Origin of the sequence: Myxococcus sp. XM-1-1-1, from assembly GCF_020037095.1 — a bacterium.
Classification (GTDB): domain Bacteria; phylum Myxococcota; class Myxococcia; order Myxococcales; family Myxococcaceae; genus Myxococcus; species Myxococcus fulvus.
Genome location: NZ_JAIQDH010000006.1, coordinates 74,557 through 89,270, shown reverse-complemented (window position 1 = coordinate 89,270; position 14,714 = coordinate 74,557). Strand labels below are relative to the sequence as shown.

General features: G+C 69.7%; 11 protein-coding genes. 3 read left to right on the top strand and 8 right to left on the bottom strand.

What is annotated here, in order from left to right:
- Positions 1-42 precede the first annotated feature (42 nt).
- From glmM to tilS, 4 genes are all read right to left on the bottom strand, one after another.
- Positions 43-1,437, bottom strand: coding sequence for a phosphoglucosamine mutase (gene glmM, locus K8640_RS14245; protein ID WP_223747532.1), 1,395 nt, complete (start codon positions 1,435-1,437; stop codon positions 43-45).
- 230 nt (positions 1,438-1,667) lie between these two features.
- Positions 1,668-2,906: a dihydropteroate synthase gene (gene folP, locus K8640_RS14240; protein ID WP_223747531.1), complete on the bottom strand. Its 1,239-nt coding sequence runs from the start codon at positions 2,904-2,906 to the stop codon at positions 1,668-1,670.
- A gap of 130 nt (positions 2,907-3,036) precedes the next feature.
- Positions 3,037-4,953 carry an ATP-dependent zinc metalloprotease FtsH gene (ftsH, locus tag K8640_RS14235; protein ID WP_223747530.1) on the bottom strand — a complete coding sequence of 639 codons (1,917 nt, stop codon included), beginning with the start codon at positions 4,951-4,953 and terminating at the stop codon, positions 3,037-3,039.
- A 176-nt stretch (positions 4,954-5,129) separates the two neighbouring features.
- Positions 5,130-6,446 (bottom strand): tRNA lysidine(34) synthetase TilS, encoded by a 1,317-nt coding sequence (tilS, locus tag K8640_RS14230; RefSeq protein WP_223747529.1) that lies wholly within the window; start codon positions 6,444-6,446, stop codon positions 5,130-5,132.
- A gap of 499 nt (positions 6,447-6,945) precedes the next feature.
- Here tilS and K8640_RS14225 point away from each other — a divergent pair, with 499 nt between their 5' ends.
- The gene (locus tag K8640_RS14225) at positions 6,946-7,149 is read left to right on the top strand and encodes a TIGR04563 family protein (RefSeq protein WP_015350409.1); all 204 of its coding nucleotides are present in this window, start codon (positions 6,946-6,948) and stop codon (positions 7,147-7,149) included.
- Between the two features lie 7 nt (positions 7,150-7,156).
- Positions 7,157-7,435, top strand: a complete 279-nt coding sequence (locus K8640_RS14220) for a TIGR04563 family protein (RefSeq protein WP_141324203.1) — start codon at positions 7,157-7,159, stop codon at positions 7,433-7,435.
- Positions 7,436-7,461: 26 nt separating this feature from the next.
- On the opposite strand, the gene K8640_RS14215 is transcribed toward K8640_RS14220, so the two are convergent.
- Together K8640_RS14215 and K8640_RS14210 are read right to left on the bottom strand one after the other, a co-directional pair.
- On the bottom strand, positions 7,462-8,301 hold the full coding sequence (locus K8640_RS14215; RefSeq protein ID WP_223747528.1) for a 5'-nucleotidase C-terminal domain-containing protein: 840 nt from the start codon (positions 8,299-8,301) through the stop codon (positions 7,462-7,464).
- Positions 8,301-11,288: a TonB-dependent siderophore receptor gene (locus tag K8640_RS14210; protein ID WP_223747527.1), complete on the bottom strand. Its 2,988-nt coding sequence runs from the start codon at positions 11,286-11,288 to the stop codon at positions 8,301-8,303. Before K8640_RS14210 ends, K8640_RS14215 begins: the two co-directional genes overlap by 1 nt.
- 117 nt (positions 11,289-11,405) lie before the next feature.
- Here K8640_RS14210 and K8640_RS14205 point away from each other — a divergent pair, with 117 nt between their 5' ends.
- Positions 11,406-12,962 (top strand): ChaN family lipoprotein, encoded by a 1,557-nt coding sequence (locus K8640_RS14205; protein ID WP_223747526.1) that lies wholly within the window; start codon positions 11,406-11,408, stop codon positions 12,960-12,962.
- Positions 12,963-13,016: 54 nt separating this feature from the next.
- On the opposite strand, the gene K8640_RS14200 is transcribed toward K8640_RS14205, so the two are convergent.
- Positions 13,017-13,904 carry a hypothetical protein gene (locus K8640_RS14200; protein WP_223747525.1) on the bottom strand — a complete coding sequence of 296 codons (888 nt, stop codon included), beginning with the start codon at positions 13,902-13,904 and terminating at the stop codon, positions 13,017-13,019.
- A gap of 296 nt (positions 13,905-14,200) precedes the next feature.
- Complete coding sequence (locus tag K8640_RS14195) at positions 14,201-14,599, bottom strand: hypothetical protein (RefSeq protein WP_223747524.1); 399 nt, start codon at positions 14,597-14,599, stop codon at positions 14,201-14,203.
- Positions 14,600-14,714 lie beyond the last annotated feature (115 nt).

The following is a 14,714-nucleotide window of genomic DNA, read 5'->3' as shown; positions in this document are numbered from 1 at the left end:
AATCGCGGCCAGCGTCCGGAAGTCAACCGTCGTGAACGACGACTAGCGGTTGAGCGCCTTCGCCAGGGCGTCGGCGATGTCCTTCGCGTAGGCCTCGTTGCGAGCGGCGTCCTCGCCCTCCACCAGCACGCGCGCCTTGGGCTCGGTGCCGGAGAAGCGCACCAGCACGCGGCCGGAGTTGCCGAGCTTCTGCTCCACGGACTTGATGATCTTCATCACGTCCGGCAGCTCGCCCAGCTCCTTCTTCTGCTTCACCACCACGTTGACCAGCGTCTGGGGCACCGGCTCGAAGATGGAGGCCAGCTCGCTCAGGGGCTTGCCCGCGCGGCACATCACCGCGAGCAGCTGGAGCGCCGCCAGCGTGCCGTCCCCCGTCGTGGTGTGGTCCAGGAAGATGAGGTGGCCGCTCTGCTCGCCGCCCAGGTTGTAGCCGTTCTTGCGCATCTCCTCGACGACGTACCGGTCCCCCACGCGCGTGCGAGCCACCTTCACGCCCCAGCGCGCCACCGCGCGCTCCAGGCCGACGTTGCTCATCACCGTGGAGACCAGCACCTTCTTCTTGAGCTGCTTTCGGGCCACCAGCTCGCCGGTGCAGATGGCCATGATGGCGTCGCCATCCACGACCTTGCCCTTCTCGTCCACGACGATGAGCCGGTCGGCGTCACCGTCCAGCGCGATGCCCAGGTGGGCGCCGTGCTTGAGCACCGTGCGCGCCAGGTTCTCCGGGTACAGCGCGCCGCACTTGTGGTTGATGTTCTTGCCGTCCGGCGAGACGCCCAGCGTGATGACCTTCGCGCCCAGCTCCTCCAGCACCGCGGGCGCCGTCTTGTAGGCCGCGCCGTTGGCGCAGTCGACGACGATGGTCATCCCCTCGAGCGTCAGCTCGCGCGGGAAGGTCGCCTTGAGGAACACGATGTAGCGGCCCCGCGCGTCCTCCATGCGGAACGCGCGGCCAATCTTCGTCGCCGTGGGACGGATGGAGTCGATGGCGCCCGTGGACAGCAGCTCTTCAATCTTGCCTTCCGTCTCGTCCGGCAGCTTGAAGCCGTCGCGCCAGAAGAACTTGATGCCGTTGTCCTCGTACGGGTTGTGGGACGCGGAGATGACCGCGCCCGCGTCCGCGCGCATGGACGTGGTGATGTTGGAGATGCCCGGCGTCGGCAGCGGACCGACCAGCTCCACGTCGACGCCCATGGACGTCAGGCCCGCGGCCAGCGCCTGCTCGAGCATGTAGCCCGACAGTCGCGTGTCCTTGCCCACGATGACGCGGTGGCGGTGCGGTCCATTGCGGATGAGGTACGCGAGCGCCCGCCCGAGCTGCATCGCGACTTCCGCTGTCATCGGGTAGACGTTCGCCTTTCCGCGAACCCCGTCCGTGCCGAACAGCTTCTGCGACGCGCGCTCCTCCTTGGGAGGCATGTTCATCCTGTACGCCATGGCTTTCCGCTCCACCTTTCCCACGCCGGGCCTGCGCCGGTCGCTCGACGTCGGGGCTTATACCCCGCCCACCGCCGGGGCTCGAAGGTAGGGCCCCGATGCTCCCCCGGCAACGGCCCGGGCTTGCAGGCTGTATCACCGTTGAAGGTCAGTGCGAAAACGATACCAGCCCCCGCCCCACGCCTACACGCGGCTCCACCGCCGCCGTGTGGCGCGCGGCCCACGCCGGCTCAGCGTCCGAGCAGGGTCCCTCCGTCGCGCGCCACGCGAATCGCATCCGCCACCAGGAGCGCGTCGCGAGCCTCCGCCACGTCGTGCACCCGGACGATGTCCGCGCCGCCCATCACCGCCATCGCCGCCACGGAGCCCAGCGTCGCCGCCAGACGCTCGCCCGCCGGCTTGCCACCCGTCAGGGCGCCGAGGAAACCCTTGCGGCTGGTGCCCACCAGCAGGGGCAGCCCGAGCACGCGCAGCTCCCCCAGCCGTCGCAGCAGGTAGAGGTTGTGGTCGAACGTCTTGCCGAAGCCGATGCCCGGGTCCAGCAGGATGCGCTCGCGCGGCACCCCCGCGGCCGCCGCCACGGCGGAGGAGTCCTCCAGGTACGTCAGCACCTCGTCCACCAGGTCCTCGTACGACGGCGCCTGCTGCATCGTGCTGGGGGTCCCCTGGATGTGCATCAGACAACAGGCGGCGCCGAACTCCGCCACCACGCGGGGCAGCTCCAGGTCCGTGCGGAAGCCGGTGATGTCGTTGATGAGGTGCGCGCCCGCCTGGAGCACCTCGCGCGCCACGGCCGACTTGGTGGTGTCCACCGACAGGGGCACGGCGGTGCGGGCCCGCAGGCCCTCGATGACCGGCAGCACCCGGGCCACCTCCTCCTCGGCCAGGACGGCCCGTGAGCCGGGACGCGTGGACTCACCGCCGATGTCCAGGAGGTCCGCGCCCGCCTCCGCCAGCGCGAGCCCATGCGCCACGGCCGCGTCGACATCCCGGTAGCGCCCTCCGTCGGAGAAGCTGTCCGGCGTCACGTTGACCACGCCCATGAGGTACGTACGCGAGCCCCACTCGAAGGTGCGCTCGCCGAGCACCAGCGGCGTCGGCGCCACGTGAGCGCCCAGGGCCCGCTCCAGCGCGCCCGCCAGAGCGACGAGCTCGCAGCCCTCGGCGCGCGCGAGCGTGATGAGCCGCTCGAGCTGCTCCCTGCGCCCGGACAACAGGCCCGCGCCGGGGCGGGTGCGCACGTCACCCGAGACCCACGAAGGGAACTCCTCGCGGCCCGGCGCGTTCGAGCGCTCCCCCAGCCCGTGGAGGAACTGGCCGACGTCCTTCGAGACGCCGGTGAGCAGCCACTGGCCATGCGGCACCTTCTCCAACAGGTACTCGCGCGCGGGCGTGGGCAGCCCCATGCGACGCAAGGCCAGCGTCAGGTCCTCCGGACGGTCGACGCTGATGGGGCGGGCGCGAAGCATGGGCGAGGACTCCTGCGAGGGACGTGGCGTCCACCCTACCCCCTTGGCGCCGCCCGCCTCCCCACAAACGAAAAGGCCCTCCCCGGGGTGGGAAGGGCCTTCGTTCAGCGCCGCAGGGCGGCCGCTGGAGCTACGCCTTGTTCGGCTCCATCTTCGGCAGGCCCTCGAGCGCGTCGAGGATCTTCCGCTTGTCCTTCTTCTCCGTCGCCTTCGGCGGAGCGTTCACGCGCGGGGGCGGACGCTCACGGGTGAGCTGGCCACCCTGCAGGAGGATGTTCACGTCCTCGGCGTCGAGCGTCTCGTACTCCACCAGGGCGTCGGAGACGCGCTTGAGCGCCTCCAGGTTCTCCGTCAGGAGGCTGCGACCCTTCTCGTAGCAGCCGACGACGATGCCGCGCACCTCGGCGTCGATCTGCCGCGCCGTGTCCTCGGAGTAGTCCTTGGACGAGTTGAAGTCGCGGCCCAGGAACACCTCACCGTCGCTCTTGCCGAACGCCAGGGGCCCCAGCTTCTCGCTCATGCCCCAGCGGCACACCATGGCGCGCGCCGTCTCCGTCGCCCGCTCGATGTCGTTCGCCGCGCCGCTGCTCATCTCGTTGAAGAGCAGCTCCTCGGCGATACGGCCACCCATGGCCATGGAGATCTGGTCCAGCATCTGCTTCTTGTAGCCGTTGACCTTGTCCTCGGTCGGCAGGCTCCACGTGACGCCGAGCGCCTGTCCACGCGGGATGATGGTGACCTTGTGGAGCGGGTCGCACCCCGGCAGCAGCTTGGCGAGCAGCGCGTGCCCCGCCTCGTGCACCGCGGTGTTCTTCTTCTCCTTCTCGGTCATGATCATCGAGCGCCGCTCGGGGCCCATGAAGACCTTGTCCTTGGCGGCCTCGAAGTCGCTCAGGTCCACGCGCTCCTTGTTCTGCCGCGCGGCCATCAGCGCCGACTCGTTCACCAGGTTCTCCAGGTCCGCGCCCGTCATGCCCGGCGTACCGCGAGCGATGACCTCCAGGTCGACCTCCGGCGCCAGCGGCACGCGGCGGGTGTGCACCTTCAGCACGCCCAGGCGGCCCTTCAGGTCCGGCCGCGGAACCACGATGCGGCGGTCGAAGCGACCCGGGCGCTGCAGCGCGGGGTCCAGCACGTCCGGACGGTTCGTCGCGGCGATGAGGATGACGCCGTCGTTGGACTCGAAGCCGTCCATCTCCACGAGCAGCTGGTTGAGCGTCTGCTCACGCTCGTCGTGACCGCCGCCCAGACCGGCGCCACGGTGACGACCCACGGCGTCGATTTCGTCGATGAAGATGATGCAGGGGGCGTTCTTCTTGCCCTGCTCGAACAGGTCACGGACGCGGCTGGCGCCGACGCCCACGAACATCTCCACGAAGTCCGAGCCGGAGATGGAGAAGAACGGCACGCCCGCCTCGCCGGCGACCGCGCGGGCCAGCAGCGTCTTGCCCGTGCCCGGAGGACCCATCATCAGCACGCCCTTGGGGATGCGGCCGCCGAGCTTGGTGAACTTCTTGGGGTCCTTCAGGAAGGCGACGATCTCCTCGAGCTCTTCCTTGCACTCGTCCACGCCGGCCACGTCCGCGAACGTGACCTTGTTGTGGCTCTCGCTGAGCAGCTTGGCCTTCGACTTCCCGAAGGTCATCGCCTTGCCACTGCCGCCCTGCAGCTGACGCATGAAGAAGATGAAGAAGAGGAACAGGAAGACGACGGGCATCCACTGCCCGAGGATGGTCAGCCAGAGGCTGTTCTGCTCCTCCCGCTCATACTTGACGTCCACTCCGTTGTTGCGGAGCTGGTTGAGCATCGCCGCATCCGGCGCGGGCCCCGTCGTGCGGAACCGCTCGCTCGTGTCCACGAACTTGCCGGAGTAGGTGTTGCCCTTGACCGCCACTTCCTTGACCTTCTTCTCCTCCACCTTCGACAGAAGCTGGGTGAAGGAGGGCTCCTGGACCTGGTCGTTGCCCTGGGAGAAGAAGTTGTAGAAGGCGACGAAGAGGACGATCAGGATGACCCAGAGCCCGATGGTCTTGTAGGTCGAACGCACGTGTCAGCTGCCCTTTCGGTACTCGGCGGGTGAGGGCCGTGCCGGGAGAAACCCAGCCTTTTCAATCATTTGCCCGACACCAGGCGAGCTCCCAGTCGTCGGACCGTATCAGCAACAGCAAAAAGCCCTCAACTATTTAGGGGGCACGGCCAACCCCCGACAACACTCATTCCACTCTATAACGAAGGGTCCTGGTGATTGCTCGGACCCACGGGTGCGGCCCACAGGTAGTGTCCGGAAACCTCCGCCCGTGACGGAGGTGTCCACAGCCCTGGGAGCCACACCACGGTGCCCTCGGCGTCCAGCACCACCGGCCGCGAATCCCTCGACTCCGCGGGCACCCGAAGATCCACCAACACATCCTGCAGCCGGCGTTGTTTCTCGCCCGCGCGCACCCGGTCTCCCGGCCTGCGCGTCCGCACGGTCAGCGGCCAGAGGACATCGCGCGCCAGCGCCAGCCCGTGCATGCCCGGAGGTGGCTCGCGCGACTCCACGCTGAAGCACCACCCCGTGCCCTCCAGGACGCCGGAGGCCCCCTGCCCCGTCAGCACCATGGCCCGCACCGAAGGCGTCCTCACCTCCGACGACGCCACGCAGCGCACCCGCCCGCCCGTGGCCCGGAGCCGCAGCGCGCGCCCCACCGTCGCCGAGCCTCCCTGCTCCACCGCCCGCAGCGCGCGCTCCACCATCGCCGCGTCCGCCACCACGTCGTGCGCGGCCAGCAGCCTGGCGAGCACCCTGCGCCGCAAGGGCACCTCCAGCGCGCGCACCGCCACGGCGTCCAGCGCGCCGTCGGCGAGCCGCACGCGCTCCCAGGCCGCGTCCGCCAGGTCGCTCAGCAGCGCGTCGTCCTCGGCCGCCAGCCGCGCGTACGACGCGAGCCGCGCGTCCACCGGGAAGCCCGCCGCGCGCGACAGGGCCGGCAGCGCGTCGTGTCGCACCCGGACGCGCAGGAAGGCGGGGTCGTCGTTCATCTCATCTGTCGCATAGCCGACGTCCTGCTCCTTCAAGGAGGCCACCAGCTGGGCCCGCGTCAGCGACAGCACCGGCCGCACCAGCGTGCCCCGAGCCTCGCGGATGCCCACCGCGCCCCGCGTCGACGCGCCCCGCGCCAGCCGCATCAGCAGCGTCTCCGCCTGGTCGCTCGCCGAGTGGGCCGTCGCGACCAGGGACAGGCCCCGCTCGCGCCGCACCGCCTCCAGGGCCTCGTAGCGCGCCTGCCGCGCGCGGGCCTCGAGTCCGGGGCCCCGCGCCAGGGCCAGCGTCCGCACGTGACAGGGCACGCCCAGCTGCTCGCAGAGCGAGCCCACGGCCCGGGCCTCCGCTCGGGATTCGGGACGCACGCCATGGTCCACCGTGCAGACCTCCACTCGCAGCCGCAGCCGCTCGCGCACGCTCGCCGTGCCGACGAGCAGGGCCACCGAATCCGCGCCTCCGGACACGGCGCACAACACGGACCGGCCCTCCAGTCCGAGGCGCGCATACGTGTCCATCAGCGTCCTCTTCAGCAACTGCGTCGCGGGTCCAGTGGGTGACATCTGCGGGGGCGGAATGGAATGTCGGGTAACAGGGTTACAGAGGCGCGCGCGGTTGAAGGCAGGGGGGTCGGTTCTTATGATCGTCACACCGGATGGGCGCGGTCGCGGAAGCGGAAATATGCGCGACACCGGGCGTTGTTGAGGGGACGGTCGACTTTTCAAGGTGTTGGACCTAGGGGTCCCCCCCCTCCCCCTCTGGGTCCACGGGTCCGCTGGGAGATCCACTCCCGGCGGTCCCTCTTTCCGAAACGCCCCGGTCCTCCCATCGCGAGGCCCGGGGCGTTTCCTTTTTCGCGCCCGGCTGGATACGTCAGGCGGCACTGAACATGTCCGAGCAGGGAGCCGACGGGCGCGGAATGAGTCGTCCTAAACCGTTGACCCTCTTGGGCGTCTGTCGGATAACGGCACCGGTGTGTTCAGGTCGTCACCTCGAATCCGCCCCGGAGACTCAAGTATGGCAGGCACCGACAAGCGCAAGCAGTCGCTGTACTTCCCCGAGGAGATGCTGAAGGAGATTCAGGAAGAAGCGAACCGACAGGACCGCTCTCTTTCCTGGGTTGTCCAGCAGGCGTGGAAGATCGCCCGCGAGCGCATCAAGTCGTTCCCCGCCGTCAACGACGTGACTGGCGACGAGCGCCAGGACCCGCGCGAGGAGTAGCGCAGGCATGGCCACCACCGACCATCGCAAGCAAAGCCTCTACTTTCCGGAGGACATGCTGGAGGAGATCCAGCGTGAGGCCACGCGGCAGGACCGCTCGCTGTCGTGGATCGTCCAGCAGGCGTGGAAGGTGGCGCGTGCCGAGATTCGGAGGATGCCGTCGGTCAACGACGTGCTGAGCGCGCCTGCCCGTCCCGCCGCCGTCGCGGCGAGCCCGGCGGCGACGCCCGCGGCCACCGCCACGTTGGTGGCGGCCGCTCCGAACCCGGACGAGCCGAAGTCCTGAAGGTCCCCGCGAACGGCCCCCGGCACTCAACCTCCGGCGGGCCGCGCGGGTCTTGCGCAGTTCGAGAACGTGATTCGCGGCTTCTCGGTGAGCGACAGCTCGGGTGAGGGGTGCATCTCCCGCAGGTACGCCGAGGTGATGTTCGCGTCCGTTCCTCCCAGCTTCCGCGCCTGCACCGGGAAGCGGTCCGGATTCTGTCCCGCGTTGCCGAACGCCTCCCCGTAGCCGTCGCCGCCTCCGAGCAGGAAGCTGGGCATGGCCACGCGGTAGCGGATGCTCGCGTCGTCACGCGGCGGCAGGGGCACGGTCTGCCCGTTCACCGTCAGCGCCTCCACGCGCTGGCCCCGGGGGTTCGCGCAGTTGACGTGCATGGTGGTGCCCTCGGACAGGTGCAGGAACGCGCCGGACGGTGACGCGATGAGCTCCCCTTCCCGGTAGAGGCTGCCCACGCTGTTCTCCATCATCTTCACCAGCTCCGTCTCGGTGAGGTCCACGGACACCACCAGGTTCTCGAAGAGGATGACCTCGTGGAGAACACCGTCGGTGAGCGGGCCCTTGCGCAGCGCCTGGCGCGTGAAGCACAGGCCCTCCGCGCGCAGCGAGCCGCCGTTGATGACGCCCAGCACCGCGGGCCGGGCCGAGCCGTCCTCCGCGTGGCGGAACGCATCCGCGGCGGCCTGCGCCAGCGCGTTGTTGTCGTGCCAGACGAAGGGCTTGTCGAGCAGGACGTCCTGGCCCAGGTAGCCGACGACGGCGTCGGGGTCCGCGACGAGCGGCTGGCAGGAGTCGTTGTAGGAGATGCACCCGGCCAGGGGCGAGGCCAGGGCGCACGCGAGCGCGGCGACGAGGGACTTGGGCAGTGGCATCAGAAGTGAGCCCTCACGGTGAGGTAGCCGGACATGCCCTCGCGCGGGAGATTCCCGGTGACGCGGTCGGGCCGCGGCACGTCGTCGCGAAGGTCGTGGTCGAAGACGTTGTGCGCCACCAGCGAGACCTCCCAGATGTCCAGGATGGGCTCGGTGCGAATCTGCGCGGTGACCAGGCTGTAGGCGGGGATCTTGTAGCGGCGCACCAGCTCCAGCACGGAGCGGCTGTTGTTGCGACGCTCGGCGCCCGTGCGCACCACCACGTCGAAGTTCACCCACGCGCCGATGGGCATGGACACGCCCGCGTTGAAGCGCGCCTGCGGCGTGTCGGTGAGCAGCCGCGACTGCGAGGGCAGCTCCATGTCCTGCGCGCGGGAGATGCTCGCGTTGAACCAGGCGTTGGCGCGCTTGGAGGCCTCCAGGCGGGCCTCGCCCTCGATGCCGTACACGCGCACGCCCAGCTCGCGGTTGCGCAGCGGGACGATGTTGCCGGACGTGTCCACCGGGACGATGGGCGACGAGAAGAGCTCCAGGTACGCGTTGGCGCGCAGCCGCACGCGCGCCTCGCCCGCGGACTGGATGAGGTCCGCGCCCAGCTCGAAGGTGTCCACGATGGCGGGCTGCAGGCTCGGGTTGCCCTCGAAGCGGCCCTGGTTGTAGTCGGTGTCGGGGATGCGCTCGACCAGCTCCTGCAGCGTGGGCGCGCGGAAGGCGCGGCCGTACAGGGCCTTGAGCACCAGCGCGTCCGTGGCGGAGAACACCAGGCCCACGCGTGGGTTGACGCGCGCCACGAAGCGGGTGCCGGTGATGTCGCCGCTCGTCCCCACGGTGGGCAGCTGCGTGGCATCCACGCGCACGCCGAAGGTCAGCGTCAGCGGGGCGATGACGGTCCACTGGTCCTGCGCGAAGGCGCCCACCGTCAGCCGACGGGACGCCGCGCCGCCGGCCAGCTCCAGCAGGTCCGCCAGGCCCTCGGGCGTGGTGAAGCCGCCCGGGCGCACGCGCGCGTCCAGCGTGTAGTTCGTCTCGTAGGTGTAGTCGCCCAGCGACTGCTGCTCCACCACCGCGCCCACGGACAGGCGGTTGTTGGACGACAGGACGATGTCCGCGTCCACGCCGCCGGTGAGCGAGCGCACCGAAATCTGCGTCTGCTCCCGCAGGCCGTTGTCGAACAGCTGGTTCGAGTCCGGACCGGTGCGGAAGTTGCGAGGCGTGATTTGAAAGAGGCGGTCGGTGGTCTGCTGGTCGAAGCCGGCGCGGGCGCGCAGGAGGATCGACGAGCCGATGTTCTTCTCCCAGTGGACGTCCGCCATGAGCACGTTCCACTTCAGCTCGGAGTCCTCGGCCACGACGTCGAACAGGCCCAGCAGCGCGGTGCGGTTCTCGGAGAGGTAGCGCACGGAGGCGGCCAGCCGTCCGGCGTCGCCCATGGAGTACGTCGCGCCGCCGCCCACGTTGAGCAGGAAGCGGTCATCGCGCGTCCTGCCGGCGGGGTCCTCCACCGAGCGCAGGCCCTGGGAGGTGGACTCGTCGTCCAGGCCGTCGTGCTCAATGATGTTCGCGTCGCCGGACTGGTTCCACACGTCCACGTCCGCGAACAGGCGAAGGTCTCCAAAGGTGTGCCCCGCGGAGGCGTGCCCGTTGACGGTGACGGCGAGCCGGTCGTCCTTCTCCGGGAAGCCGCCGGCGGACACGGCCGTGCGGACTCCGTCCGAGGTGTCCGTGACGATGTTGACCACGCCCAGGAACGCACCCGCGCCGTACAGCGCGGATCCCGGGCCACGGATGACCTCGATGCGCTCCAGGTTCTCCACCGGCAGGTTCATCAGCGCCTTGCCGTCGAAGAAGTTGTTGAGCCGGTGGCCGTTGAGCAGGAACAGCACCTCCGCGTCGTTGCGCAGGCCGCGCACCGCCGTGCGGTGAAAGCCCTGCACGTCGCGGCTCACGGTGAGGCCGGGCACCACGTCCAGCACGTCCGCCACCGTGCGCGCGCCGAGCACGCTGATCTGCTCGCGGTTGAAGGACGCGCCGATGGCCGGCACCTTGCGGACCTTCTCCTCGTGACGCGTGGCCAGCGCCAGCGTGTCCTCGGCGCTGTAGAGGGCCAGGTCGTCCTCCAGCTCCGTGCGTTGTGGGGCCGCGGGCTCGCCACGCGAGGAGCCCGTGTCGCGCGTGGACACCAGGTCGCGCGAGGTCGCATCCCGCGTGACGCCCGGCTCGCGTGCGGTCACGGCTTCGCGTGAGGGCGACTCGCGCGAGGCCACCACATCGCGTGAGGGTGACTCGCGCGACGGCTGCGATTCGCGCGTGGGCACGTCTCTCGAGGTCGATGAGGTATCGCGAGACGCACGCGAGGAATCGCGCGACGTCGCGGACGTCCCCTTCGGCGGAGGCGTGGACGACCCGCGCGAGTCCCGGGAGTTCTTGGGCGTGGGTGGAGGAACCCCCTCGTTCAGGTCCGCGGTGAGCGCGGCCATCGAGTCATCGTCATCGGAGGACGACGGACGCGGGCGCTCCTGGGTGGCCGGCGTCCGCGTGCTGGGACGCTCGTCGACGGTGGCCAACGGAGGAGGTTCGGACGCTCCGGGCTTGCGCGCGGACGCGGGCGCTTCTCCGGCAACGAGCACGCGGGCGGGCCGCGACGCGGACTGGAAGATGGCGATGCGCTCGCCGTCGGCGGTGAGGCCCTCGACGTAGTACTCGATGCCAGGAGGCACCATGTGCTCGGGAGGGATGACGGCGCGATACAGGTCGCCGTACTGGCGCTCCATCGGCACGCGGGCGAACGGCTCTCCCGGGCCCCGGTAGCGCACCTGCATCTCCAGGATGCGTGCGCCCTCCACGAGGGTGCCGTCGAGCCGCAGCGGCACGTTGGCCTCCGCGCGTGCCGGAGCGGAGTGGAGAAGAGAAGGCTCCTCGGCACGGACAGGCACCGCCAGGAAGAGCACGAGGCTGAGGAGGGTCGCGCGAGCGAGTGTGTTCTTCAAGCTGACGCAGATGGTCCATTGAGGCCCTCCCCGAGTCAAGGAAGGTGGGCCCGAGGGCCAGAGCGCCGCCGATTTTTTGCCGGGTCTCCGAGGCCGTGCGAGGGATCGCCGCACTCCATGCGCGACTCGCTCGCCCTGCACCTTGCCCTCTTCCGTCGACAGCGGGCACAAATCGCCCGCGTGGTGGACGGGCAGACAGATGCCTTCCGCTCCTACGAGGCCCGCTACCGGCGGCGCACCGCCAGCTATCGGCGCGTCCTGCCGCTGAGCGACGTCCACCAGCGCGTGCGCGCCTCGGACGTGGTGTACGTGGGCGACTACCACACGCTGCCCCTGGCCCAGCAGACGTACCTGGACCTCGCGGAGCGCGCCCTGTCCTCGGGCCGCCGCGTCGTGCTCGCCCTCGAGTGCATCGAGGGGCGTCACCAGGCCTCCATCGATGCGTGGGGCTCGGGGCGCCTGTCGGAGCGCTCCCTCTTCGCACGCCTGGGTGCTGGCACGGAGGGTGCGGGCTTCGGCCCAGGAAGCGCGCCGCGTGGCCTGCTCGCCTTCGCCCGCAAGCACCGCCTGGAGGTCCTCGGAATCGACCGGCGGGCCCAGGGTGAGCGCTCGCTCGCGCTGCGGGATGCGTACGCCGCCGAGCGCATCGCCCGCGCCGCCCGGGCCGAGGACCGTCCGCTGATCCTCGTCCTGGTGGGCCAGTACCACGTCGCGCCGTGTCACCTGCCCGCGCAGGTGGAGCGCGCCCTGGGTGACACCCAGCGTCGGGGCCTGGTCGTCTACCAGAACGCGGAAGGCGTCTGGTGGAAGCTGGCCCGCGACGGACAGATGGGCTCGGCCGAGGCCGTGGAGCTGGCCGACGACACCCTGTGCCTGCTCAACGCCTCCCCTGTCGTCTGTCAGCAGAGCTTCCTGGATTACCTGGAAGCCGAGGCGGGAGATGCGCCGTGGATGGACCGGGGCGCGGCGGAGCGCTTCCGGGAGATGGCGGCGCTCATCGGTCGACTGGCGGGTGTGCCGGTGGGTCGCGCACTGGAGTCAGTGGAAGTCACCACGGTGGCGGACGGCGACGTGCTGGCGCGCATCCAGCGTCGGGGGCGCTTCACGCAGACGGAGCTGTCGCAGCTTCGACGGCACATCCTGTCGCGGGAGAGCAGCTACATCCCGCGTGCGCGCACGGCGTATTTGGCCTCGTTGTCGCTGAACCACGCGGCGGAGGAGGCTGCGCACTTCGTCCGGCACTGCGCGGTGGGCAGCGCGATGGAGGAGCCCCGCACGGCGTCGGAGGCGTTCTACGCGCGGTGCATGGAGGAGGCGCTGGGATTCTTCGGCTCGCGGTTGGTCAATCCCCGGCGCACGTGCCTGAACCTGGCGGACTGGGTGCGCCGCTTCGGCGAGACACGAGGCGTGGACCGGCAGGTCTCCGCGTTCGTGCTCGCCCACGCGGCCGCCGAGCTGGAGGCGCCCGAGGAGGCGGTGAAGCTGCTGCCCCTGCGCAAGGACCGGCTGTTCCATGGCGTCAGCCACGGACTGGGGTACCTGCTCGGCGACAAGCTCTACCGCGCCTTCGACGCGGGACAGGTGGACAAGGCCGAGGTCCGCGCCCTCTTCCGCGACCCGTTCGTGGACGCGCGCGCCGCGTACTTCACCTGGGCGGAGCGCCTGCGCGACTGAGAGGCGGTGGCGCCCGGCATCCCCTTCTCCCAGGGTGACGGGCGCCGGCCTTCATCAAGGTGTCTCGAGCGTGCCATCCGGATTGAGGACGCGGACAATCTTCTCCTCGGTCGCGCTGACGACGTGGATCGCTCCCTCTCCCGTCAGGACATAGGCCGTGTTCGACTCCAGGGAGACCACGACCAGCACGCCGAGCAACCCGGGGTAGAGCATCATCAGCGCCAGCTCCGTCTCGAGCGGTCCCTCGAAGAGCAGATGGTCGTGCGCGACCCCCTTGTCCGAGCCTCCTGGCAGTTGCTCGGAGTCGACCTCCAGGACGCTCGTGTGGAGCTTCACCTGCTCGACCACGCGCCGGCCATCCGCGGAGAAGCGGAACCGGAAGTCGCCACCGAAGTACAGCATCCCCCGCTCACGGGTTCCCTGGAGCGTGTAGACGGTGAGCTCTCCCGATTCCTCGCCGAGCACCACGGGGTTCACCCTCTTCCGTCCGAAGGTCTCCACCGTGATGCGCTGCGCGGTCGCCACCGCGCGAGCCTGCGGACTGAAGTCCTTGGGAAGCGACTCGACGGGAACGCGCTCCATCCGAGCGGGCTCTTCGAGTGGTGCCTTCCAGGCGAGCGACGGGATGAAGTCCTCGTTCTCATCCAGGCTTCCGAAGAGCCCGTACCAGGCGCCTCCATGAGACGCGGTGACATTCATCCGCCTCCGAGCCGGTTCCACCCCGTGGTCCTTCGTCGCCAGGAAGGCATCCGTGGCGGCGATGGCCGCGTTCTCCGCGGCCACGATGGCGCGAGCGCGCGCCTGCACACGCACCAACTCCGCGTCGTCGACCCGAGCCCGTAAGGGTGACCGCGCTTTCACATCACCCGGGGACACACTCCTCGCCGGAGCCCCACAACCGACGACGAAGAAGACGAACGACACGACCACCAGCATGCGCATGAGAGACCTCGCTCCAAGTTGTCGAGGTCCTTCAGTGTGAGGGACGCGCCCGGCAGCGTCATCGTGTCCGCGGTGACGTGATGAAACGATGATGAGCGGGTCTCAGCCACAGCGTGGTTCATCACGAATGCTCGCGAGGCCATGATGAAACGATGATGAAAGAGGCCTCGCGTGCCGCGTGAGTCATCCGCACGGCCAAGGCTCACGGCGCCCCTTTCACCTCGAGTTCCACCACCGCGTCAGGACCTCGACGCGGCCCGGTATGGCCCGACACGCTACAGTCGCAGACGCACCGCTCAAGTCTTCGCGGGCGCGGTGGCCTTCAGCGCGGCCTTCACCTTCTCGTGGAAGGCGCGGAAGCGCTCGCGGCCCTGCTGCCGCTGCTCCTCAGTGAGCTGGCCTCCGGAGGCCTCGCGCAGCGCCTTGCGCTCCTCCTGGAGCTGCTTCGCCTCGGCCTTGAACTGGTCCGCCTGCGCCTGGGTGAGTCGCCCATCCACCACGGCGCGGTCCAACCGGTGCTCCATCCGGGCCAGCTTCCGCTCGCCCTTCATGCCCCGCTTGCCATGACGGCCGTGCCGCTCGCCGCACTCCGCCGCCTTGTCCTCCATCGAGGGCGCCGCGCTCTGCGCGAACACCGGGGTGGCCAGCAACAGCGACGCCGTGACGAGGGACCGCATGAGGAAATTCTGACGCATGGTGAGACGCTCCATTGGTTCGAGGAGCACGAGTCCAGCCCTGCTCGCGCCCTGTTGCCTTGGAGAACCCCACGCGAAAACGAAGGTTAAATCCCGCCCCGGCGCCACACCGGAG

Coding starts and splice junctions, on each gene's coding strand:
- glmM (WP_223747532.1), bottom strand. CDS start 1,437: ATGGCGTACAGGATGAACATGCCTCCCAAGGAGGAGCGCGCGTCGCAG.
- K8640_RS14205 (WP_223747526.1), top strand. CDS start 11,406: ATGCGCGACTCGCTCGCCCTGCACCTTGCCCTCTTCCGTCGACAGCGG.
- K8640_RS14215 (WP_223747528.1), bottom strand. CDS start 8,301: ATGCCACTGCCCAAGTCCCTCGTCGCCGCGCTCGCGTGCGCCCTGGCC.
- K8640_RS14195 (WP_223747524.1), bottom strand. CDS start 14,599: ATGCGTCAGAATTTCCTCATGCGGTCCCTCGTCACGGCGTCGCTGTTG.
- folP (WP_223747531.1), bottom strand. CDS start 2,906: ATGCTTCGCGCCCGCCCCATCAGCGTCGACCGTCCGGAGGACCTGACG.
- K8640_RS14225 (WP_015350409.1), top strand. CDS start 6,946: ATGGCAGGCACCGACAAGCGCAAGCAGTCGCTGTACTTCCCCGAGGAG.
- tilS (WP_223747529.1), bottom strand. CDS start 6,446: ATGGACACGTATGCGCGCCTCGGACTGGAGGGCCGGTCCGTGTTGTGC.
- K8640_RS14200 (WP_223747525.1), bottom strand. CDS start 13,904: ATGCGCATGCTGGTGGTCGTGTCGTTCGTCTTCTTCGTCGTCGGTTGT.
- K8640_RS14220 (WP_141324203.1), top strand. CDS start 7,157: ATGGCCACCACCGACCATCGCAAGCAAAGCCTCTACTTTCCGGAGGAC.